19 protein-coding genes are annotated in these 20,731 nt (G+C 69.2%); 16 read left to right on the top strand and 3 right to left on the bottom strand.

All coding sequences use genetic code 11. The features are described from left to right. Positions 1-31: 31 nt before the first annotated feature. Complete coding sequence (locus CTB96_RS00485) at positions 32-1,033, bottom strand: LacI family DNA-binding transcriptional regulator (protein ID WP_110124946.1); 1,002 nt, start codon at positions 1,031-1,033, stop codon at positions 32-34. A gap of 115 nt (positions 1,034-1,148) precedes the next feature. On the opposite strand from CTB96_RS00485, the gene CTB96_RS00480 reads away from it, so the two are divergent. The 15 genes from CTB96_RS00480 to CTB96_RS20415 all read left to right on the top strand — a co-directional run bounded on the left by CTB96_RS00480 (position 1,149) and on the right by CTB96_RS20415 (position 18,121). Then, on the top strand, positions 1,149-2,456 hold the full coding sequence (locus CTB96_RS00480) for an ABC transporter substrate-binding protein (protein ID WP_110124945.1): 1,308 nt from the start codon (positions 1,149-1,151) through the stop codon (positions 2,454-2,456). Positions 2,457-2,464: 8 nt separating this feature from the next. Then, the gene (locus tag CTB96_RS00475; protein ID WP_110124944.1) at positions 2,465-3,472 is read left to right on the top strand and encodes a carbohydrate ABC transporter permease; all 1,008 of its coding nucleotides are present in this window, start codon (positions 2,465-2,467) and stop codon (positions 3,470-3,472) included. Then, positions 3,472-4,356: a carbohydrate ABC transporter permease gene (locus tag CTB96_RS00470; RefSeq protein ID WP_110124943.1), complete on the top strand. Its 885-nt coding sequence runs from the start codon at positions 3,472-3,474 to the stop codon at positions 4,354-4,356. The genes CTB96_RS00475 and CTB96_RS00470 overlap by 1 nt, the downstream gene beginning before the upstream one ends. Before the next feature lie 116 nt (positions 4,357-4,472). Then, positions 4,473-6,758: a beta-xylosidase/alpha-l-arabinosidase gene (locus tag CTB96_RS00465; protein ID WP_110125005.1), complete on the top strand. Its 2,286-nt coding sequence runs from the start codon at positions 4,473-4,475 to the stop codon at positions 6,756-6,758. A gap of 214 nt (positions 6,759-6,972) precedes the next feature. Further along, positions 6,973-8,142 carry an amidohydrolase family protein gene (locus CTB96_RS00460; protein ID WP_110124942.1) on the top strand — a complete coding sequence of 390 codons (1,170 nt, stop codon included), beginning with the start codon at positions 6,973-6,975 and terminating at the stop codon, positions 8,140-8,142. Positions 8,143-8,160: 18 nt separating this feature from the next. Then, on the top strand, positions 8,161-9,738 hold the full coding sequence (locus CTB96_RS00455; RefSeq protein ID WP_110124941.1) for an ABC transporter substrate-binding protein: 1,578 nt from the start codon (positions 8,161-8,163) through the stop codon (positions 9,736-9,738). Next, entirely contained in the window at positions 9,735-10,685 is a 951-nt protein-coding gene (locus CTB96_RS00450) for an ABC transporter permease (protein ID WP_219993178.1), read from the top strand. Before CTB96_RS00455 ends, CTB96_RS00450 begins: the two co-directional genes overlap by 4 nt. Further along, the gene (locus CTB96_RS00445) at positions 10,682-11,563 is read left to right on the top strand and encodes an ABC transporter permease (protein WP_110124940.1); all 882 of its coding nucleotides are present in this window, start codon (positions 10,682-10,684) and stop codon (positions 11,561-11,563) included. Before CTB96_RS00450 ends, CTB96_RS00445 begins: the two co-directional genes overlap by 4 nt. Continuing rightward, positions 11,560-12,342, top strand: a complete 783-nt coding sequence (locus CTB96_RS20680) for an ABC transporter ATP-binding protein (protein WP_110124939.1) — start codon at positions 11,560-11,562, stop codon at positions 12,340-12,342. Before CTB96_RS00445 ends, CTB96_RS20680 begins: the two co-directional genes overlap by 4 nt. Beyond that, a complete protein-coding gene (locus tag CTB96_RS20675; RefSeq protein WP_110124938.1) occupies positions 12,339-13,088 on the top strand; it encodes an ATP-binding cassette domain-containing protein in 750 nt (249 codons plus the stop codon). Before CTB96_RS20680 ends, CTB96_RS20675 begins: the two co-directional genes overlap by 4 nt. 50 nt (positions 13,089-13,138) lie before the next feature. Further along, positions 13,139-14,239: a pyridoxal-phosphate-dependent aminotransferase family protein gene (locus tag CTB96_RS00430; protein WP_110124937.1), complete on the top strand. Its 1,101-nt coding sequence runs from the start codon at positions 13,139-13,141 to the stop codon at positions 14,237-14,239. Between the two features lie 333 nt (positions 14,240-14,572). Further along, positions 14,573-15,688 carry an acyl-CoA dehydrogenase family protein gene (locus tag CTB96_RS00425; RefSeq protein ID WP_146215717.1) on the top strand — a complete coding sequence of 372 codons (1,116 nt, stop codon included), beginning with the start codon at positions 14,573-14,575 and terminating at the stop codon, positions 15,686-15,688. After that, a complete protein-coding gene (locus tag CTB96_RS00420) occupies positions 15,682-17,151 on the top strand; it encodes a PIG-L family deacetylase (protein WP_110124935.1) in 1,470 nt (489 codons plus the stop codon). Before CTB96_RS00425 ends, CTB96_RS00420 begins: the two co-directional genes overlap by 7 nt. Further along, entirely contained in the window at positions 17,148-17,852 is a 705-nt protein-coding gene (locus CTB96_RS00415) for a glycosyltransferase family 2 protein (RefSeq protein ID WP_248283135.1), read from the top strand. The genes CTB96_RS00420 and CTB96_RS00415 overlap by 4 nt, the downstream gene beginning before the upstream one ends. Positions 17,853-17,959: 107 nt before the next feature. Beyond that, positions 17,960-18,121 carry a hypothetical protein gene (locus tag CTB96_RS20415; protein WP_181397082.1) on the top strand — a complete coding sequence of 54 codons (162 nt, stop codon included), beginning with the start codon at positions 17,960-17,962 and terminating at the stop codon, positions 18,119-18,121. Positions 18,122-18,181: 60 nt separating this feature from the next. Here the strand turns inward: CTB96_RS20415 and CTB96_RS00410 are convergent, their stop codons facing one another. Both CTB96_RS00410 and CTB96_RS00405 read right to left on the bottom strand, forming a co-directional pair. Beyond that, on the bottom strand, positions 18,182-18,955 hold the full coding sequence (locus tag CTB96_RS00410) for an SGNH/GDSL hydrolase family protein (RefSeq protein WP_110124934.1): 774 nt from the start codon (positions 18,953-18,955) through the stop codon (positions 18,182-18,184). Between the two features lie 30 nt (positions 18,956-18,985). Further along, entirely contained in the window at positions 18,986-19,540 is a 555-nt protein-coding gene (locus CTB96_RS00405; protein WP_110124933.1) for a HEAT repeat domain-containing protein, read from the bottom strand. Positions 19,541-19,743: 203 nt separating this feature from the next. Here CTB96_RS00405 and CTB96_RS00400 point away from each other — a divergent pair, with 203 nt between their 5' ends. Further along, positions 19,744-20,730: a methionine ABC transporter ATP-binding protein gene (locus CTB96_RS00400; RefSeq protein WP_110124932.1), complete on the top strand. Its 987-nt coding sequence runs from the start codon at positions 19,744-19,746 to the stop codon at positions 20,728-20,730. The last annotated feature ends 1 nt before the right edge of the window (position 20,731 follow it).

Genomic DNA, 20,731 nt, shown 5'->3' with positions numbered 1-20,731 from the left:
CCTACCTCCTCGTGGTCGAGCCGGCTTGAATTCAGGTGCGCGGGGGAGCCGTTGTCGCCCGGCGCACCAGGCCGGTCGGCAGCCGAATGTGGTTCTGCGGCAGGGTTTCGCCGTTCAGCAACGTGATCAGCATGTTAGCCGCGGTGGCGCCGATCTTCTTCATCGGCTGGCGAATCGTGGTGAGAGCCGGGTTCATCTGGGACGCCTCGGGGATGTCGTCGAAGCCGATCACCGAGAGGTCGCCGGGCACCTCGAGGCCGAGCTCGGCGGCGACCTGGATGATGGCGATCGCCGAGAGGTCGTTTGCCGCGAACACCGCGGTGGGCCGGTCCGTCATCGACAGGAGCGATGCGGCCGGGGCCTTGGCGGTGTCGCGCTTGTACAGCCCCACTCGCACCAGCGCCGGGTTGAACGGGATGCCGCCATCCGTGAGGGCCTGGCGGTACCCCGCCTCGCGGAGGGTCGCGCTGCGCAGGTCGGGGCGCCCGGCCAGGAAGCCGATGCGACGGTGGCCGAGTTCGATCAGGTAGCGGGTGGCCTGTAGGGCACCACCGAAACTGTCCGACTCCACCGTGGGCAGGTCGGCGCGGCCGGTGTGCGGGTCGATGGCCACCACCGGGATCTCGGCCGAGGCAGTGTCAACGGTGGGGGTGACCATGATCGCCCCGTCGATGAGAGTGCCGCTCAGCCGGCTGAGCGACCGGCGCTCCCAGCCGTTGGTCTCGCGTTGCCGGGAACCGCTGTATGCGAGCAGATCGTAGCGGGAATCCTGCAGCGCCGCGCCGACACCCTTGAGGATCTCCGCGCTGAACGGTTCGAAATCGGCCACGAGGATGCCGATCACGCTCGTGCGGCGTGAGCGCATGCTGCTGGCCACGAGACTCGATTCATAGCCCAGCTGTTGCACCACGTCGAGCACCCTGGCCGTGGTCGCGGCCGAGATGCCGTAGCGACCGTTGACGGCTTTGGAGACCGTCGCCACCGAGACGCCGGCCGCCGCGGCGACGTCATGGATGGTGGCACGGGGAGTCATGGGATCAGCATAGGCGAGATGGAAACTGATTTCGAAAACGTTTGACACTTCTTTTTCGCGCTGTGACACTGAGGCAATTCCCCACCACCTCAACGAAGAGAAAAAGGTTGAACCAATGAAGGTGAACCACACCACGGCGAAGAGAATCTTCGCGGGAACCATGGTCCTGGGCCTCGGCGCCCTGGGCCTCACCGCCTGCAGCGGCGGATCCTCTGGCGACGCATCCGGCGGCGGAGACGTCACGATGAGCCTCTGGCAGAACTCCACCACCGGCCCCGGCCAGGAATTCTGGGACAAGACGGTCGCCGACTTCGAGGCCGACAACCCCGGCGTGACCATCGACGTTCAGGCCATCCAGAACGAAGACCTGGACGGCAAGCTGCAGACCGCGCTGAACTCCGGCGACGCTCCCGACATCTTCCTGCAGCGCGGCGGGGGCAAGATGGCCGCCATGGTCGCTGCCGGCCAGCTGATGGACCTCACCGGCGGCATCTCCGACCAGGTCAAGTCGGAGATCCCCGAGGGCTCCTTCATCGCAAACACTCTCGAAGACAAGGTCTACGCCATGCCGGTCGCCGTGCTTCCCGGCGGCATCTTCTACAGCCAGGACCTGTTCGACGCCGCAGGCATCACCGAGGCGCCCGCCACCATTGGCGACCTCGAAGCGGCCGGCGACAAGCTCAAGGCAACCGGGGTCGCTCCGATCGCGCTCGGCGCCAAGGACGCCTGGCCGGCCGCGCACTGGTTCTACTTCTTCGCCCTACGTGAATGCAGCCCCGATGTGCTCGCCGAAGCCGCAGACACCAAGGACTTCTCGGATGACTGCTGGATCACGGCCGGCGAGGACCTGCAGAGTTTCGCTGCCACCGAGCCCTTCAACCAGGGCTTCCTCACCACCGCCGCCCAGCAGGGCGCCGGCAGCTCCGCGGGTCTGGTGGCCAACCACCAGGCGGCCATGGAACTGATGGGCGCCTGGAACCCCGGTGTGATCGCCTCCCTGACCCCGGACGAGAAGCCGCTGGCCGACCTGTCCTGGTTCCCGTTCCCCGAGGTTGAGGGCGGCGATGGCGAGCCCGGCTCGATCCTCGGCGGCGTGGATGGCTACTCCTGCTCGGTTGACGCTCCCAAGGAGTGCCTCGACTTCCTCAACTACATCGGCAGCGCCGATGTGCAGAAGGAGTACTACGCGGCCTTCAACGCCCCGCCGGTGAACACCGTGGCGCAGGAAGCCGTCACCGAGCCCTACCTGAAGGAGATCATCGCGGCCTACAACGCGGCCCCGTACGTCTCGCAGTGGCTCGACACCGTCTACGGCCAGAACGTCGGAAACGCGCTGAACGTGGGCGTGGTCGACCTGCTGGCCGGCAAGGGCAGCCCTGAGCAGCTGATCCAGGCGGTCAACGACGCGGCCAAGAAGGCCTAGGCACGCTCATGTCAGTTCGCGAGAGTACTTCGACGCGATTAGAGGTGGATCTCGCGAACGGCGGGGACACGGGCATCCTGCCCGTGGCCCCGCCCGTGCGGCGCCGCCGCACTTCGGTCGGGGCCAGGGTCGAGATCGCGGTCCTCGTCGGTCCCGCCCTGATCGTCTTCCTCGGCTTTGTGATCTTCCCCGTTGTGATGGCGGCCTACTACGGCTTCTTCAGCTGGCAGGGCTACGGCCCGCCCACCGACTTCGTCGGTTTCCGCAACTACATCACGATCCTCCAGGACCCCACCTTCCAGGAGGCCCTGACCCACAACGGCATCATCGTGGTGCTGTCCCTGGTGCTGCAGGGGCCGGTGGCGATCCTGCTCGCCCTGCTCCTCAACCGGAAACTCCGTGGCCAGTCCCTCATCCGGGTGCTCATCTTCGTGCCGTACGTCATCTCCGAAGTGGTCGTCGGCACCGGCTGGAGCCTGATGCTGCAGTCCAACGGTGCCGTCAACGGGCTGCTGGAAAAGGTCGGGCTGGGCTCGTTCAGCCAGGATTGGCTGTCGAACCCCGACATCGCCATCTGGACCCTGATGGTGATCATCACCTGGAAGTACGTCGGGTTCGCGGTGATCCTCTTCCTCGCCGGCCTGCAGGGTATCCCGGAGGAGCTGCCGGAGGCCGCGGCCATCGACGGTGCGTCGTTCTGGCAGATCCAACGGCACATCACGCTGCCGTTGCTGGCGCCCACCCTGCGGATCTGGGCGTTCCTCTCCATCATCGGCGCCCTGCAGCTGTTCGACCTCGTCTACATCATCTGGGGTCAGTACATCTCCTCGACGGCAGGCACCTCGACGATGGCGACCTACCTGGTCGCCAACGGCCGGAACGCCGGCAACTACGGCTACGGAAACGCCGTGGCCGTGGTGCTCTTCCTGATCTCACTCATCGTCGCGCTGATCTATCAACGCTTCGTGCTGAGCCGGGACACCGAGGGTGCCATCACTGACAAGGGGACGAAATAATGACCGCGCTCACGACGCCCGCTGTGGCGCTGCCGCCGGCCAAACCGCCGGCCCCGATCAAGACGAGTCGGCGCTGGGGCACTCCCGTGGCCTACGTGGTCGCCGTTCTGGTGATCGGCCTGATGCTGGCTCCGGTGCTGTTCATCATCATCGGCGGCTTCCGCACCAACGCCCAGATCACCACCGACCCGTCCGGCCTGCCGAGCGTGTGGAACATCGGCAACTATCTCGATGTGCTCACCGGCGGCACCTTCTGGCGGCTGGTGGGCAACTCCCTGATCGCCGGGCTCGCCACCACGCTCGGGGTGGTGCTGCTCGGGCTGATGGCCAGCTACGTGCTGGCCCGGTACACATTCCGCGGCCGGGGAATCCTCTACGCCATGTTCGCCGCCGGGCTGATGTTCCCGATGACGGTGGCCATCACCCCGCTCTACCTGGTGGTGAAGAACCTGGGCCTGATGAATTCGCTCGGCGGCGTCATCCTGCCGCAGATCGCGTTCGCCCTGCCCACCACGATCATCATCCTGGTGCCATTCCTGAAGGCCATTCCGGATGAGATCCAGGAGGCCGCATTCATCGACGGCTGCAGCCGGCTCGGTTTCTTCTGGCGGATGATCGTGCCCCTGGCCATGCCCGGCGTCATCACCGTGGGCATCCTGGCGTTCATCGCCAGCTGGAACAGCTACCTGCTGCCCCTGTTCATCCTGAACAACGACGCGGTGTTCACACTGCCGCTCGGCGTGCAATCGTTCGCGTCGCAGTACTCGGTGGACACGGCGAAAGTGCTGGCCTTCACCTCGCTGTCGATGATTCCGGCGCTGGTGTTCTTCGCCCTGTTCGAACGCCGCATCGTCGGCGGACTGACCGGAGCGGTCAAGGGCTGACCGAGCCGCACGGCTCCGCCCAAGATTCGAGACCTAAGAAGAAGTAGAAAGAGAACGTTGTGACCAACCCCGAACTGCCACCGGTGTCCGACCGTGTGCGCGCCCTGCACGCCCAGATGACCCTGGAGGAGAAGATCGCCCAGCTTGTGGGCTACTGGGTCGACCAGGGTGGTGAGGTCGTCGCCCCGCTCGCCGGGGAGATGGGCTCGTCCGCCCGGTACGACGAGGCCACGACGCACGGGCTCGGGCATCTCACCCGGGTGTACGGCACCCGGCCGGTCGACCCGGTCGAGCGTGCCGAGTGGCTGTGGACCGAACAGCGCCGGCTGAAGGCGGAGACCCGGCTGGGCATCCCCGCCATCGTGCACGAGGAATGCCTGACCGGGCTCGCTGCCTGGAAAGCGGCGACCTTCCCCACCCCGCTGGCCTGGGGCGCAGCATTCGACCCCGGCCTGGTCGAGGAGATGGGCAGCCTGATCGGTCAGTCGATGCGGCAGCTCGGCATCCATCAGGGCCTCGCCCCGGTGCTCGACGTCATCCGTGACCCGCGCTGGGGGCGGGTCGACGAGTGCATCGCCGAGGATCCGTATGTGGTGGGCACGATCGGCACCGCCTACGTCACCGGCCTGCAGTCCACCGGTGTGCACGCCACCCTCAAGCACTTCGTGGGCTATTCGGCCTCACAGGCCGGCCGCAACCACGCGCCGGTGCACGCCGGCCGGCGGGAGCTCAACGACGTGTTCCTGCCGCCGTTCGAGATGGCGGTGCTCGACGGCCGGGTGCGCTCGGTGATGAACTCGTACGCCGAGATCGACGGCGCCCCCGTCGGCGCCACCCCGGAGTACCTCACTGAGATCCTCCGCGATCGCTGGGGCTTCGACGGCGTCGTCGTCTCCGACTACTTCTCGGTGGCGTTCCTGCACCTCATGCATGCCGTCGCCGCCGACCGCGGCGAGGCCGCCGAGATCGCCCTCGCCGCCGGCATCGACGTCGAACTGCCCAGTGGCGACGCCTTCCTCGCGCCCCTGATCGAACGGATCCGGGCCGGACGCACCGACGAGACCCTCGTCGACCGAGCGGTGCTGCGGGTGCTCAGCCAGAAGGAAGACCTCGGGTTGCTCGACGAGACCTTCGACACCCCGCCGACCGAGATCGACCTCGACTCGCCGGAGCACCGCCGGGTCGCCCGGGCGCTCGCCGAGGAATCGCTGGTGTTGTTGACCAACGACGGGGTGCTGCCGTTGCGTCCCGCCGAGGGCGCGGCGCCGCGCCGGATCGCCGTGCTCGGCCCGAACGCCGACTCCACCGAAGCGCTGATGGGCTGCTACTCGTTCGTGAACCATGTGCTCGCCCACCACCCCACCGTGCCGGTGGGGCTGGAACTGCCCACCGTGCTCGAGGCCCTGCGCGACGAGCTGCCCGGCACCGAGATCACCTACGCGCAGGGATGCACTGTCGAGGGCTCCGACCGGGCCGGACTGGCCGCTGCGGTCGAGGCGGCTCGTGCCGCCGAGGTGGCCGTGGTTGTGGTGGGCGACCGGGCCGGACTGTTCGGCCGTGGCACGGTCGGCGAGGGCAACGACGTGGAGAGCCTGGAACTGCCCGGCCTGCAGCGCGACCTCGTCGAGGCCGTCGTGGCCACCGGCACCCCCGTGGTGATGGTGCTGATGACGGGCCGGCCCTACGCCGTGGCCTGGGCGGTAGAAGGTCCCCTCGCCCCGGCGGCCGTTGTGCAGGCGTTCTTCCCCGGGGAGGCCGGCGGCGGCGCCATCGCGGCGGTGCTCTCCGGCACGGTCTCACCCTCCGGGCACCTGCCGGTCTCGCTGCCGCGCTCGGCCGGAGCGCAGCCGTACTCCTACCTGCACCCGATCCTGGGCGGTCCGTCCGACGTCACCAGCGTCGACAGCACCCCGGTGCTCCCGTTCGGGCACGGCCTGGCTTATACGAGCTTCGAGCGCACGGCGTTGCAGGCCGACACCACGGTTGCGGCGGGGGGAACCTTCTCGGCGAGCGTGCGCATCCGCAACACCGGCGACCGGGACGGAACCGACCTGGTGCAGCTCTACGCCCGCGACATTCACGCGAGCGTCACTCGCCCGGTCGCCCAGTTGCTCGGCTACCAGCGTGTGAGCCTGGCGGCAGGGGAGGAGGCCCTGGTGACCTTCGCTGTTCCCACCGCCCGGCTGGCGTTCACCGGCCTGCATTTCGAGCGCATCGTCGAGCCCGGTGACGTGGAGCTGTGGGTCGGCCCGGACTGCGCGACGAAGGAAGCCACGGCCCAGACCACCATCACGGGCCCCGTGCATGTTGTCACGCTCGCCGACGGTCGACTCGTGCAGAGCGAGGTGGAGCGGATCGCCGAGGACGCCCCAGTGTGGGGTGCGGAGGCCGTGAGCGCCTGAGCCGACCTGGCCTGACCTGATCTGAGCTGCGCGGGTGCCGCGCCGATTGGCTGGTGGCGCGCCACCCGCGAAGCGGCGCGGCACCCGCGCGCCGCACAGTAGCGTGGATACTGACCCTGCACGACGCACTTCGTCATGGAAATGCGCGCGAAACCTAACCAGTGGTTAGCTGATTCCTTGCCGGTGTTCGGCTTTGCGCAAAAGGACCAGTGAAATGACGCGGACTTCAGTCGCCTCCATTCGAGGGGCGCTGGTGATGGATGCCGGCGGCGGGTTCGCGCCGGTAGACCGGGTCAACGTTTCCACCGGCCGGTTCTCACGCACGTCGACCGGCGGCGTCGACCTGGATGGCAGCGGCCTGTGGCTGATCCCCGGCGTCTACGACTGCCACACCCACCTCTCCTGGAACGATTTCCACCGGGCCGACCGCGACCGGCGCTCGCCGGCCGAGCGGCGGGCGCTCACCGCTCGCGCACTGGGCGACACCGTGCGCGGCGGCGTTGTCGGTGCTCGGGATGCCGGCGGGGCGGACCGTGCCCTGCAGGCCGACGTCGAAGCCGGCAGCCTGCTCGGCCCCCGCCTGCAGATCTCGGTCGACATGCTCGGCCCCGAGACCGCGGGCAACGAGGACCGCGTGCGTGCGGCCGTGGAGAGCGCCCTGGACCGTGGTGCCCAATGGATCAAGCTCATCGCCACCGAGAGCATCGGCAGCCCGGCCGGCGCCGAACTCGGCTCCCACTTCAGCGACCGGGAGTTCCGCATCGCGGTGGACCTGGCCGCCGCCCGAGGCGCCCGGGTGCTCGTTCACGCCTGGGGCGGCCGGGCCGTCAGCGCAGCCATCGACGCGGGCGTGGCCAGCATCGAGCACGGCATCTTCCTCACCCCCGCCCAGGCCGCGCAGGCCGCGGCCGCGCAGCTCACCTTCGTGCCGACGCTGAGTATCTACCACTTCGTGCGGGGCCTGATCCTCGACGGCACCGTTCCCGGGGTGCCGCTGGTGAGGATCGACGAGGTCATCATCGCGCACCGGCTCGCCGTGGCCACCGCGCACGAGCACGGCCTGGCCATCGCGCTCGGCTCCGACTTCGCCACCACCCTGCAGCACGGCACCAACCTCACCGAGATCGGCGCACTGATGCGCGCCGGCCTGAGCAGCGCCGAAGCGTTGACCGCCGCGACGCGCACCGGGGCCGCGCTGCTCGGCATCCGGGATGGCGGAGTGATCGCCGACGACTACCTCGCCGACGCCGTGCTGCTCTCGAGCGACCCCACCGACCCCGCCACCTTCGAGAGCCCGGGCAGCGTTGCCGCGGTGATGATGGGCGGCACGCTCGTGCCCCTGGAACCCGGCACCTCCCCGCACCGCACCCCACAGCAGCAGTAGAACAGGAGCATCACAGCAATGACTGATCCACGACCCCTTCGGCCCAGGCGGGCACTCACGGTGGCCGCGCTCGCCGTGGCCGGCCTGATTGTGCTCTCGGCCTGCTCCACCGGCACGGCATCGACCGGCACCACGGCCGACGCCGAGCCCACCGCCGGCGGCACCATCACCCTCGGCCGGGTGGCCTCTGTCACCTCGTTCGACCTCAACAACGAGATCACCGCCAACAACGCGTTCGCCATCGACAAGGTCTTCGAACCGCTGGTCGCCTTCGACGCCGACGGCCAGATCATCCCCTGGCTGGCCTCGGAGTGGACCATCAGCGAGGACGGCCTGACCTACGCGTTCACCCTGCGCGACGGGGTCACCTTCTCCGACGGCACCGAGCTGACGCCGGCGGATGTCGTGTTCTCGCTCGAACGCCACCTCGCCGTGGGCGGTCCGCTGCCGCTTGACGCCCCGATCGGGTCGATCGTCGCCGACGGCGACGCTGGGGTGACCATCACACTGACGGAGGCGTACACCCCGTTCCTAGCCGAATTGTCCGGCTTCCAGAACGGAATCTTCCCGGCCGACTTCCAGGGCAAGAGCGAAACCGACTTCTTCGCCGACCCCATCGGTACCGGGCCGTTCGTGGTCTCCGAGTGGGACCCGGCCGGCGACCTCACGTTCGCCGCGAACGAGAACTACTGGGAATCGGGCCAGCCCTACATCGACACCCTTGTCTACAAGCTGATCGCCGACGACACCCAGCTCACCCAGCAGCTCAAGGCCGGCCAGATCAACGCGATCGACGAGGTCAACTCCGCCGACGTGGAGAGCCTGAAGTCCAGCGCCGACATCACAGTGGAGACCGTGGGCTCGTGGGAGATCGAGCAGATGTTCATGAACACCACGAACACCTACTTCGGTGACCGCAATGTGCGCCGCGCGATCGCGATGTCCCTCGACCGTGACGGCATCACCCAGGCGACGACGTTCGGTACCGCCGAGGTCGCCAATTCACTGATTCCGCCCACCATCGCCTCCTCCGCGAACGACGAGGGTTACGCGCTCGACTTCGACGTGGATGCGGCCAAGGCCGAGCTGGCCAAGTCGGCCTACCCCGACGGATTCACCGCGACCCTGCTGATCGCCAGCGGCAACTCACTGCGCGCCCAGGAAGCCCAGATCATCCAGGAATCGCTCTCGAAGATCGGCATCACCATCGAGATCGAATCGATCGACATCGCCGCCTTCAGGGCCCGGTTCTTCGCCTACGACTTCGACGCGATGCTCAACAGCGGCCAGTCCGACTACCCCGACCCCGACGCCCTGGTCTCCTTCCAGGCCGACCCGGCCGGCTTCAGCAAGTCCTACTGGACCAGCTACGAGAACCCCGACGTCACCGCGCTGCTCGACGAGGGCCGTACCACGGCGGACGGCGCCGACCGCGACGCGATCTACCTGGAGATCCAGAAGATCCTCGCCGAAGACGTGCCGTACATCCCGCTCTTCTACCCGAGCACGCTCAAGGCCACCAGCAGCACCGTGCACGACCTGACCGTGCTGCCCAACGGCAGCATCCGTTTCCAGGACGCCTGGATCAGCGAGTGAGAACAGCACCACTCCGATGGCTGCGCCGAACCGCCTTCAGGGTCGTTCCCGTGGTCCTCGGAGTGGTGCTCGCGGTCTTCTTCCTGCTCCGCCTGGTTCCCGGTGACCCCGCCCGCATGATCCTGGGCGAGCGGGCCACACCGGCGTCGGTAGCCGCCCTCCGCAGCCAGCTCGGTCTCGACCAGCCGCTGCTGGCCCAGCTCGGTGACTTCGCCGTGTCGGTCTTCACCCGCGGGGACACCGGCACCTCGCTGGTCTACAACGTCTCCACCCGGGAGCTGATCCTGCAGCGCGCCCCGGTCACCCTCCAACTGGTGGCCCTGGCCGTTCTGTTCAGCGTCGTGATCGCCGTTCCCCTCGCCGTCGTCGCCGCCCGGCAGAAAGACAAGCTCGTCGATCACCTGGTGCGCATCATCCCCACCGTGGGCCTGGGCATGCCGACCTTCTGGGTCGGCCTGCTCCTGATCATCCTGTTCGCGGTCACTCTCAAATGGTTCCCGGTCGGCGGCATCGGCACCACGCCATGGGATCCGCTGCGCAGCCTCGTGCTGCCGGCACTGTCGGTGTCGCTCGCCCTCACCCCGCCGCTGGTGCGCTCGCTCCGCTCAGAACTGCTCGAGGTGTTCTCGGCCGACTTCGTCACCACCCTCCGGGCCGCCCGCATTCCAGAGCGGCGGGTGTTGTTCGAGCACATCCTGCGCAACGCCGCCCTGCCCACGTTGACGCTCTTGGGCGTGAACGTCTCCTATCTGATTGGCGGAACCCTCGTGGTCGAGCAGGTGTTCGGCATCAACGGTCTGGGCAGCCTGCTGTTCTCGGCCATCTCCAACCGCGACTTCCCGGTGGTGCAGGGCGTCGCCCTGTTCTGCGCGTTGAGCGTCGTCGTGATCTCCCTCCTGCTCGACGCCGCCGTCTACCGGCTCGACCCGCGGATGCGCCGCTCATGAGCGCCGTCAGCGAGCCACCGGTCACCGTGCCGGCCCCGCCAGCCGTCCGCACCGGCCCGCAGACCTTCCTCGCCCGCGCCCGCCGCTCACCCACACTGGTGGTGGGCCTGGCCATGACCCTGCTGTTGTTGCTGAGCGCCGTTTTCGCGCCGTGGCTGGCGCCGTTCGACCCGTCGGCGCAGAACCTCACGGGCGGCCTGCTGCCGCCGTCGGCTGAGCACCTGCTCGGCACCGACCAGCTGGGCCGCGATGTGCTCTCACGTATCCTGTTCGCCGGCCGTACCGACCTCCGGATCGCGTTCCTGGCCGCGATCGTGCCGTTCGTCGTCGGGGTGCTGCTCGGCCTGGTCTCCGGCTACTTCGGCGGAACACTGGACTACCTGATCGGGCGCCTCGTCGACACCGTGATCGCGTTCCCGTTCTACGTCATCGTGATCTCCATCGTCTTCGCGGTGGGCACCGGTGAGGGCGGGATCTATGTGGCCTTCGCCCTGGTGGGCTGGGTCGGTTACACCCGGGTGGTGCGGGCCACCACGAAGGCCCTGCGCGGCTCCGGCTGGGTGGCCGCCGCGCGCGGAGGCGGGCTCTCGCACGGCCGGGTGATCCTGCGACACCTGCTGCCCAACATCCTGCCGCAGGCGGTGGTGCTGCTCATGACCGAGATCATCCTGATCATGGTGGCCGTGGTCACGCTGGGCTACCTCGGCCTCGGCGTGCAGGCGCCCACACCCGATTGGGGAACGATGATCCACGACGGCCAGGCGTTCATCACCACCAAGTGGTGGTTGTCGGCGCTGCCCGGCCTCGCGGTGATCTACACCGGCATCTCGCTGTCGCTGGTCGGCGACGGTCTGGGTGACGCCTGGAGAGTCCGATGACGGCAACGGGCCAGGCCATCCGGGTGCACGATCTCGTCCTGTCCGCCGGGGTTCCGGTGGTGAACGGCATCTCCTTCGACGTGGAGCGCGGCGAGGCCGTTGGCATTGTGGGCGAATCGGGCTCCGGCAAGAGCCTCACCCTGCGCTCAGTGATCTCCCTGCTGCCGACCGGGGTCACCCAGACCGGCGGGAGCATCACCGTGCAGGGCCGCGTCGGCATGGTCTTCCAGGATCCGCTCACCGCCCTCGACCCGCTCATGCCCGTCGGCCGGCAGGTAGCCGCAGCGAGCCGGTTCGCGCGGGGCACCGGGCGGAAGGCCGCCCGGGCACGTGCGCTGGAACTGTTCGAACAGGTGCGGCTGCCCGACCCGGTCGCCAAACTGGGTGCCTACCCGCACCAGCTCTCCGGCGGCCAGCGCCAACGCGTGGTGATTGCCCTGGCCCTGGCCACCGACCCAGAGATCCTGCTCTGCGACGAACCGACCACCGCGCTGGACGTCACGGTGCAGAAGCAGGTGCTCGAGCTGCTCGGCCAGCTTCGGGAGAAGCTCGGCCTGTCGATGGTCTTCGTCAGCCACGACCTGGCCGTGGTGAGCACGGTCTGTACGCGGTTGATCGTGATGAAAGACGGCCAGATCGTCGAGACCGGCGAGACCCTCGCCGTGTTGACCGCGCCGCAGCATCCGTACACCCAGAAGTTACTGGGCGCCGTGCTGGCGCTGCCTGTGCTGGGAACGAGGGCGCCGATATCACCTGCCCCAGGGAACGGAACCGTATGAGTTCGCTCGAGGTGCGCAACGCCACCATCGCCTACGGCCGCTCTGTCGCCGTGACCGATATCAGCGTGACCGTGCCCGCGGGCACGTCGCTGGGGATCGTGGGGGAGTCCGGCTCCGGCAAGACCACTATCGCTGCCGCCCTGGTGGGCATGGTGCCGCTGATCACCGGTGACATCCTGCTCGACGGCGCCGTGCTCGGCGCCACCCGCACCAAAGCCCAGCGCCGCGCCATCCAGCTGGTGCAGCAAGACCCGTACTCGTCGTTGAACCCGCGCATGACCGTGCGGCAGATGCTGCGCGAGCTGCTGCTCGCCCACGCGATCGTGCCCCGCTCGCAGGTTGCCGCCCGGTGCGCGCAGCTGATGGCCATGGTGAGTCTCGACCCCGGGTCGTTGGACGCCTTTCCGCACCAGTTCTCCGGCGGCCAGCGGCAGCGCATCGCTATCGCCCGCGCCCTGGCGGTCGAGCCGAGCGTGCTCGTCGCCGACGAACCCACCAGCGCCCTCGACGTGTCGGTGCAGGCCACCGTGATCGAGTTGCTCGCCCGGTTGAAGCAGGAGCTGAGCCTGACCCTGGTCTTCATCTCGCACGATCTTGCCGTGGTGAACGCGGTGTGCGACACCGTCGCCGTCGTGAAGTCGGGCGCCCTGGTGGAGGTCGCCCCTCGGGAACAGTTCTTCCGGGCGCCGCAGAGCCCATACAGCCGGGCGCTGCTCGAGGCCGTGCCGCGCCTGCCCACCCGCTGAGGCCGGCACGTGCCCAGCCAGCCCGACCCGTCAGACGAAAAGGACCACCCATGACCTGGAGCCCCCTGCTCAATCCGCCCGAATTCCCCGCCCCCGAATACGACCGGCTGGGCAGCCGGCTCGGAGCGGTTCTGGAGACCGCCAACGACGTCGTCGTGGTTCCCGGTGAGGCCATCGTGGCCCTCGAGGCCGTGGCCACCGACCTGGGCGCGCCGGGGTATCCGGTGCTGAACGTGGTGACCAGCCCCTATGGCAAGCTGTTCGGCCAGTGGTTGGAGAGCTCGGGGTCATCGGTGCTCAACCTGTTTTCGACGCCGGGTCTGCCGGTGACGATTGCCGACATCGAGGAGGCGGTGGACCGGTTCTCTCCCCGTGCCATTGCGATCGTGCACGGTGAGGCAGCCAGCGGCATCGTCAACCCGCTTGCCGAGATCGCGGGTTTCGCCCGCAGCCGGGGCCTGCTCACGATCGTGGATGCCGTCGCCTCCGTGGGAGCCGAACCTCTGCCGGTTGACGACTGGGGCCTCGACATTGTCGTGATCGGGCCGCAAAAGGCATTGCTCGGGCCGGCGGGTATCTCCGCCGTGGCGGTCAGCCAGACCGGTTGGGCCGCCCTGGCCGCCAACGCAGCGCCCCGCGCCGACCTGTCCAGCGTCTCACTCGTGGACATCAAGCGGGACTGGCTGGATTCGGATCGCTCCGTGATTCCCGGCACGCCGGCGCCGCTGGAGCTGTGGGCGCTCGATGCTGCGCTGGCCAGATTCGAGGCGATTGGGCTGCAGGAGTCGATCAACGCCCATCAGACCGCGAAGCGGGCGGTGCGCGCTATGGTGCGGAGCCTGGGCCTGGAGCTCTGGGCCGCGGATGATGACGCATCCGCCCTGACCACCACCGTGGTCGTGCCGGTGGGCATCGACCCGCGTGACCTTGCCCGCACGGCGCGCGGCAGCTTCGGCGCACTCGTCTCCACGGGCGTCGGGCCGGGGGCGGAACGGCTGGTGCGGGTGAACCACACCGCGGTCGCCGCGTCCTTCGGCTCGGTAGCGGCGAACGTCGTCGGCCTCCTCGCGGCCCTCCGTCGGCACGGCTTCGCCGGCCCCGATCGCGGCGCTCTCGACGCCGTGGTGGCGGCGTACGCGGCTGCTCCCTAGCCCCGGCCGGGAGTAGCGCGGGTTCGGTGCCCGTGCGCGGACCGGGCAGGTGAAGGGACGGGCCACCCCGATGATGTCCCGCCCCATGCGGCGGTGCTTCAGGTGTGACCGCGGTCGGGCCCTATCAACGGTGCCTCAGGGTCACACTTCGGGGAACACCCCCGTATGGGGGCAGCGTAGCGCCGGATCGGTCGTTTGGCGAGGGGGTGTGGCGCGCTTTTTCCGATTTTGCCGCTCGTTTGGCAGGATGTGCTGACAGGGCTTGGCCGTCGCTGCCGAACGTCGGGGCAACCGGGGAGCCACGCAGATTCATCCGGCGAACAGGGGAGAGTCATGGCAGATCGGCAAGGCTCGGCGGTCGTGCGCGTGGGGGGAGTTCGACGGGGAACCCGGGCCGCGCCCGGCGCCGGCGTATCCGACGCCGATGACGCGCTCACCCGGCTGGCCGCAGCGGCCTGGGCGGTGGACGGCGACGCCGCCCGCGCCATCCGGTTCGCGCTCGACAACGCACCGATGCTGCCACAGCCCGGCGCCGGCCGCACCCACGAGCTCTTCGACGCCCTAGCCACCGTTGCCGCGGCCGACCTGACCGCGGCCCGGGTGCTCGAGGCGCACACCGATGCGCTGGCGATCCTGCACCAGGCCGGCGACGAGGTCGCCACCGCCGCCGGCGTGGCCGAGAACGCCAGCTGGGGCGTCTTCGCGGCAGAGGGTCCGGGGCAGAGGGTGAGCGCCACCGCCGGTTCGGGCGGCTGGCGGCTCGACGGCGGCAAGCCCTGGTGCTCGCTCGCCGGCTCCCTCAGCCGGGCACTCGTGACGGCGCACACCACCCCGGAAGGCGCACAGCCCGCGCGGCGGCGGTTGTTCGCGGTGGACCTCACGGCCCCCGGCGTGACGGTGGTGCACGGGGCGTGGGTCGCCACCGGCCTCAGCCAGGTGCCCAGCGGGCCGGTGGATTTCGTGGCGGCGCCCGCGGTGCCCGTTGGCGACGACGACTGGTACCTCACCCGGCCGGGATTCGCCTGGGGCGGCATCCAGGTGGCGGCGTGCTGGTGGGGCGGAGCCGTCGGAGTCGCCCGGCAGCTGCGCCGCGCCGCCGAAGGCCGGGAACCCGACCAACTGCTGCGGGCTCATCTCGGCGCCGTCGATCTGGCCCTGGTGGCCGCCGGATCGGCACTGGCCGATGCGGCGGCCGCGATCGACCGGGGTGAGGCCGTCGGTGCGGACGGCACGCTGCTGGCCGCCCGGGTGCGGGGGCTTGTGGCCCGCAGCGTCGACGAGGTACTCGGCCGGGTGGGGCACGCCCTCGGTCCGGCGCCGCTCGCGCTCGATGCCCGGCACGCCCGGCGGGCCGCCGACCTCACCCTCTACGTGCGGCAGCATCACGCCGAGCGGGACGATGCGGCGCTCGGTGCTCGCCTGCTCGGTGAGGAGATCCCCTCATGGTGAGCTTCAGCCATGACGCCGCCGGCACCAGCGAACACCTCTGGCGAGAGGATGCCTGGCCGGCGCACGCCCGTCCGCTCGCCGCAGACGACTGCGCCCGGCTGCTCGTGTTGGCCGCTCACCCCGACGACGAGACCCTGGGCGCCGGCGGACTGATCAGTGCCGCGGCCGCGCACGGGCTGCCGGTGACGGTGATCGTCGCGACCAACGGCGAAGCCTCTCACCCGCACTCGCCCACCCACACCGCGGAGGACCTCGCGGCCGTGCGCCGGGTGGAAGTGGTGACGGCGGTGCACGCGCTCGCCCCCGAGGCGCGCGTGCGGCTGCTCGAGCTGCCAGACGGCGACCTGGCCCAGCACCGCAACAGCCTGGAGGAAGCCCTGCTCGAGGCCATCTTCGATGAGCCGGGTTCGGAAACGACGGCGAACGCGCCCGCCACCGCCCCGGCCATCTGGCTGGTGGCGCCGTGGCGGCAGGACGGCCACCCCGACCATGCCGCCGCGGGCGCCGCGGCCGCGTTGGTGGCGGATCGTACGGGTGCCCGGCTGCTGGAGTACCCGATCTGGGCGTGGCACTGGTCGACGCCCGGAGACGCCATCTGGCCCGGCGCCGACGACACCACAGCCTTGTGGCGGCTGCAGCTGAACGCATCCGGGCGGGAACGCAAGACCCTCGCTCTGGCCGCGCACGGCAGTCAGGTGCACCCGCTCTCGGAGCAGCCGGGTGACGAGGCCATCGTGCAGCCCGGCTTCGCCGCGCACTTCGAGCGCGATTTTGAGCTCTTCGTCGGCACCGTTCCCCTCGACCAGCCCGCGCCCGATGGTTCGCCCGCCCCGGATGCGTCCGCGACCGCGCCGACAGGAAGCCTTCCGGCCGACTTCTTCGACGACTTCTACGCCGGCGATGACGATCCGTGGGGATTCGAAACCCGGTGGTACGAAGCGCGCAAGCGCGCCCTCACCCTGGCCGCGCTGCCGCAGCAGCACTACGGCGCCGCACTCGAACTGGGCTGCTCCATCGGGGTGCTCAGCCGCCAACTCGCCGAGCGGTGCGGCACGCTCCTGGCCACCGATATCGCCGAACGGCCGCTTCTGGTGGCCCGCCGCCGATTGGCGGGCCTGCCCGGCGTGACCGTGGAGCGCCGCACGCTGCCAGCCGAATGGCCCTCCGGCTCGTTCGACCTGATCGTGCTGTCGGAGATCGGCTACTACTGCTCGCCCGCCGACCTCGAGCTACTCCTGGAGCACTGCCGGCGGAGCCTCAACCCCGGCGGAACCCTGGTCGCCTGCCACTGGCGGCACCCGGTGGGCGAATACCCGCTCAGCGGCGATGACGTGCACGCCGCGCTCGCAGCCGTTCCCGGGCTGGAGCGCACCTCGCGGCACATCGAACTCGATTTCCTGCTCGACGTCTACGAACCGGCCCCGGGCCGCTCCGTCGCCCAACGGGAGGGGCTCGTTCCGTGAGCACGCGCATCGATTCCCTGGTCGTGGTGGTGCCGGCCCGCAACGAAGAGACCCGGTTGCCGCGCTGCCTGGCCGCGCTGGCCGACGCCGTCAACGCCGTCGAGGAGGAGTTCGGCACCGACGCTCCCGTGATCACCGTGGCGGTGGTGCTGGATTGCTGCACCGACGGTTCAGCCGGGATCGTGGCCGGCTGGCCCCTGGTGACGGCGCTCACCAGCACCGCGGGATCGGTCGGATCCGCCCGGCACACCGGAGTCGAGCACCTGCTGGCCGGCACAGACCCCGGCCACACCTGGGTGGCCACGACGGATGCCGATTCCGCGGTGCCACGCCGCTGGCTGGCGGTGCAGCTGGCGCTCGCCGAGGCCGGCACCGAACTGGTGCTGGGCACGGTGCTGCCGGACGCCGAACTCCCGATGGGAGCGCGCGCCCGCTGGCAGGGTCAACACGCCCTGGTCGACGGGCATCCGCACGTGCACGGCGCCAACCTCGGTGTCCGAGCCGACAGGTATCTCGAGGCCGGCGGCTTCAGCCCGGTGGACTCCGACGAAGACGTGGCGCTGGTGGCGGCGCTGCGGGCGCTCGGCGTGCACGAATGCCGCACGGCGCTGATCCCGGTGCTCACCTCCGGGCGCCTCACCGGCCGGGCACCGGGTGGATTCGGCGGCTACCTCACCGGTCTCGTCGCGGCCGGCTCATGAGCTGGCACCGCGGCGGAATCAGCCCGGAAAATTAGCTGCGATCAGGCCTCCCGCAGGTCTAGGATCTCGGATACGAGGATCTTCCTCGCCCAAGGAAGGTGTGAATTATGAATTTGCTACTCATCATCATCGCCATCATCGCCGTTGTCCTGCTCGTCACCGGCGGCATCGTGGAGTCACTCCAATTCCTGATCTGGGTCGGGATCGTTCTGGCGGTCATCGCCGTGATCGTCTTCCTGCTTCGAACCATTTCGGGCCGTAAGGTCTGACCGAGCCGCACAGAAAAACGGGCCGCAGGGAAACCTGCGGCCCGTTCTTTCGCTCGTGCCCTACGGCGTCTCGACGAGCGTGAGTTCTGGGCGCTTGGGCGGGCGGCCGTCGCCAGACGAACGACCGGTCAGCCGGCGGCCGATCCACGGCAGCACGTAGGCACGATAGTAGGCGGCGGTGTCCTGGATGCGCTCGCGCGGCGGGGCCTCGCCGGCCTCGCCCTCTGCCCAGCCGGCCGGGATGGGCACGTTGAGGGCGTTGAGCACGTTCATCGCGACCCGGGTGTGGCCGCACGGGTTCAGGTGCAGCTTGTCGGCCGACCAGTAGCGGCTCTGCGACAGGTCGGTGTCGATCCAGTTGTCGACCAGGGTGACGCCGGGCTTGCCGAAGGTGTCCCTGGCCGCCTCGGCGAGTTTGTCGCCGCGCTTCTGCATCAGTGAGCCCAGCGGCAGGTGCCTGGACGGGTTACCGCCGCTGAGTACCACCACGTGGATGCCGTCGGCCACGGCCCGGTCGACCACCCGGTCGAGCAGGTCGACAACATAGGAGATCTCCACCCGGGGGCGCATCATGTCGTTGCCGCCGCCGCAGACCGTGAGCAGGTCGGGCTTCAGGGCCAGTGCCGGTTCGAGCTGGTCATTCACGATCGGGCCGAGCAGCTTGCCGCGGATGGCCAGGTTGGCGTACGACACCGGCTCAGCGGCGGCCTGGGCCAGGCCGAGCGCGACGAGGTCGGCCCATCCGCGCACCTGGCCGTCGGGCAGTTCGTCGCCGACGCCCTCTGTGAAGCTGTCGCCGATCGCCACGTAGCGCCGGTAGGGCTGCGCGGTCAACTGTTGCGAAGCGGGGATGGCGTTCGTGGGTTACTCCTTGGAGAGGTTGAGCCGGGTCATGATGGAGTCGCGGGCCTGCTGGGCGGCGCGGCGCACATCTTTGTCGGGGTCGCGCAGGCGCACGGCAATGGTGGGGATGTCCTGCTCCCGGCCCTGCAGGGCGAGGGCGTTAAGGGCCGCGACGCGCACGCGGGGCACCTCGTCGGTGGTGGCCTTCACGAGCTTGGGCGCAACATCGAGCTTCCGGAGCATGACGACCTTCGCGCACATCTCGCGGATGCGCCAGGCCTCGTTGTTGAGGCCGACGACGACATAGGGCGCGGCGGAGTCGTTCCAGACGTGCAGCAGGGCGCGGGCACCCCACAGCTCGGGCCAGTACAGCGCCGGGGCGCCCTCGAGGATGCCGAGCGCGTGCCGGCCGCCCACGTAGAGAAGGAAGTCCTTGCCGGCGTTCTTACCGCGCATCAGGGCGACGGAATGGTCGACGACGACGGACTCGCCGTAGTGCTCGACGGCCTTGGCGAGGCGTTCGGCAGTGGGCAGGTCGATCGGAAGATCGGGGTGGGGGTTGAGTTTGTTATGCATAACGTGTCCACGTTATCCCTCACAGCTGGCCGCCGACGAATGCAGAGGCCAGTCGACACAAGGAATCCGGAGCTGCCGGACGGTCGGGGAGGCCGGATCCGGACGCGTGACACATTCCGTCACAGTGATTAGGTAGTGGGCGTCGCGATTGGCACACTCGGAAGGACTGCGGTAGTGAGCCGCTCCGACACCTCAGGACCACTGTGATCTCCGTTCAGCACGTTTCCAAGACCTTCCGCTCCGGCGCCAGTGTCACCGCTGCCCTCCAAGACGTCTCACTCGAGGTGGCCGAGGGCGAGATATTCGGCGTGATCGGCCAGAGCGGCGCAGGCAAGAGCACGCTGATCCGGGCGGTCAACCTGCTCGAGCGGCCGGATTCCGGCACTGTGACGGTGGCCGGCGACGAGCTCACCGCCATGAGCCCTGCGGAACTCCTTCGCGCCCGCCGCAAGATCGGCATGGTGTTCCAGCACTTCAACCTGCTCGCCGGCCGCACAGTGCGCGGCAATGTCGAACTGGGCCTGGAGATCATCGGCGTCGACGGTGATGAACGTCGCCGACGTGCGCTCGAGATCCTCGACCTCGTCGGACTGGCCGACAAGGCCGGTTCCTATCCGGCCGAGCTCTCCGGCGGGCAGAAGCAGCGGGTGGGAATCGCCCGGGCGCTCGCCGGCAAGCCGAAGGTGTTGCTGTCCGATGAGGCCACCAGCGCACTCGACCCCGAGACCACCAGGTCGATCCTCGACCTGTTCAAGCGGATCAACGCCGACCTCGGCCTGACCGTGCTCCTGATCACGCACGAGATGGAAGTCATCAAGCGCATCTGCGACTCTGCGGCCCTGATCGAGAACGGTCGGATCGTGGAGCAGGGGCGGATCGTCTCGCTGATCTCCACTGCCGGCTCCCGGCTCGCGCACGAACTCTTTCCGCTCGGCGATGCCCCGCACTCCGCAGGCGACACCGTGATCGACATCACCTTCAGCGGTGGCTCGGCCGACCGTCCGGTCATCGCCCAACTCGCCCGTACATATGGGCTGGACGTGTCGATCCTCGGCGCGGCCATCGAAACCATCGGCGGCAACCAGGCCGGCCGCACCCGACTGCAACTGCCCGGAAGCCCTTCGGCCAACCTTCGCCCGATCGAAGACCTCCGCAGCCAGGGCATGCTCGTCGAAATCGTGGGGGAGTAAC

The organism is Cryobacterium arcticum, from assembly GCF_003185895.1.
GTDB lineage: Bacteria > Actinomycetota > Actinomycetes > Actinomycetales > Microbacteriaceae > Cryobacterium > Cryobacterium arcticum.
Note: the sequence above shows the minus strand (reverse complement) of the source record. Positions and strands in the feature narration are given on the sequence as shown.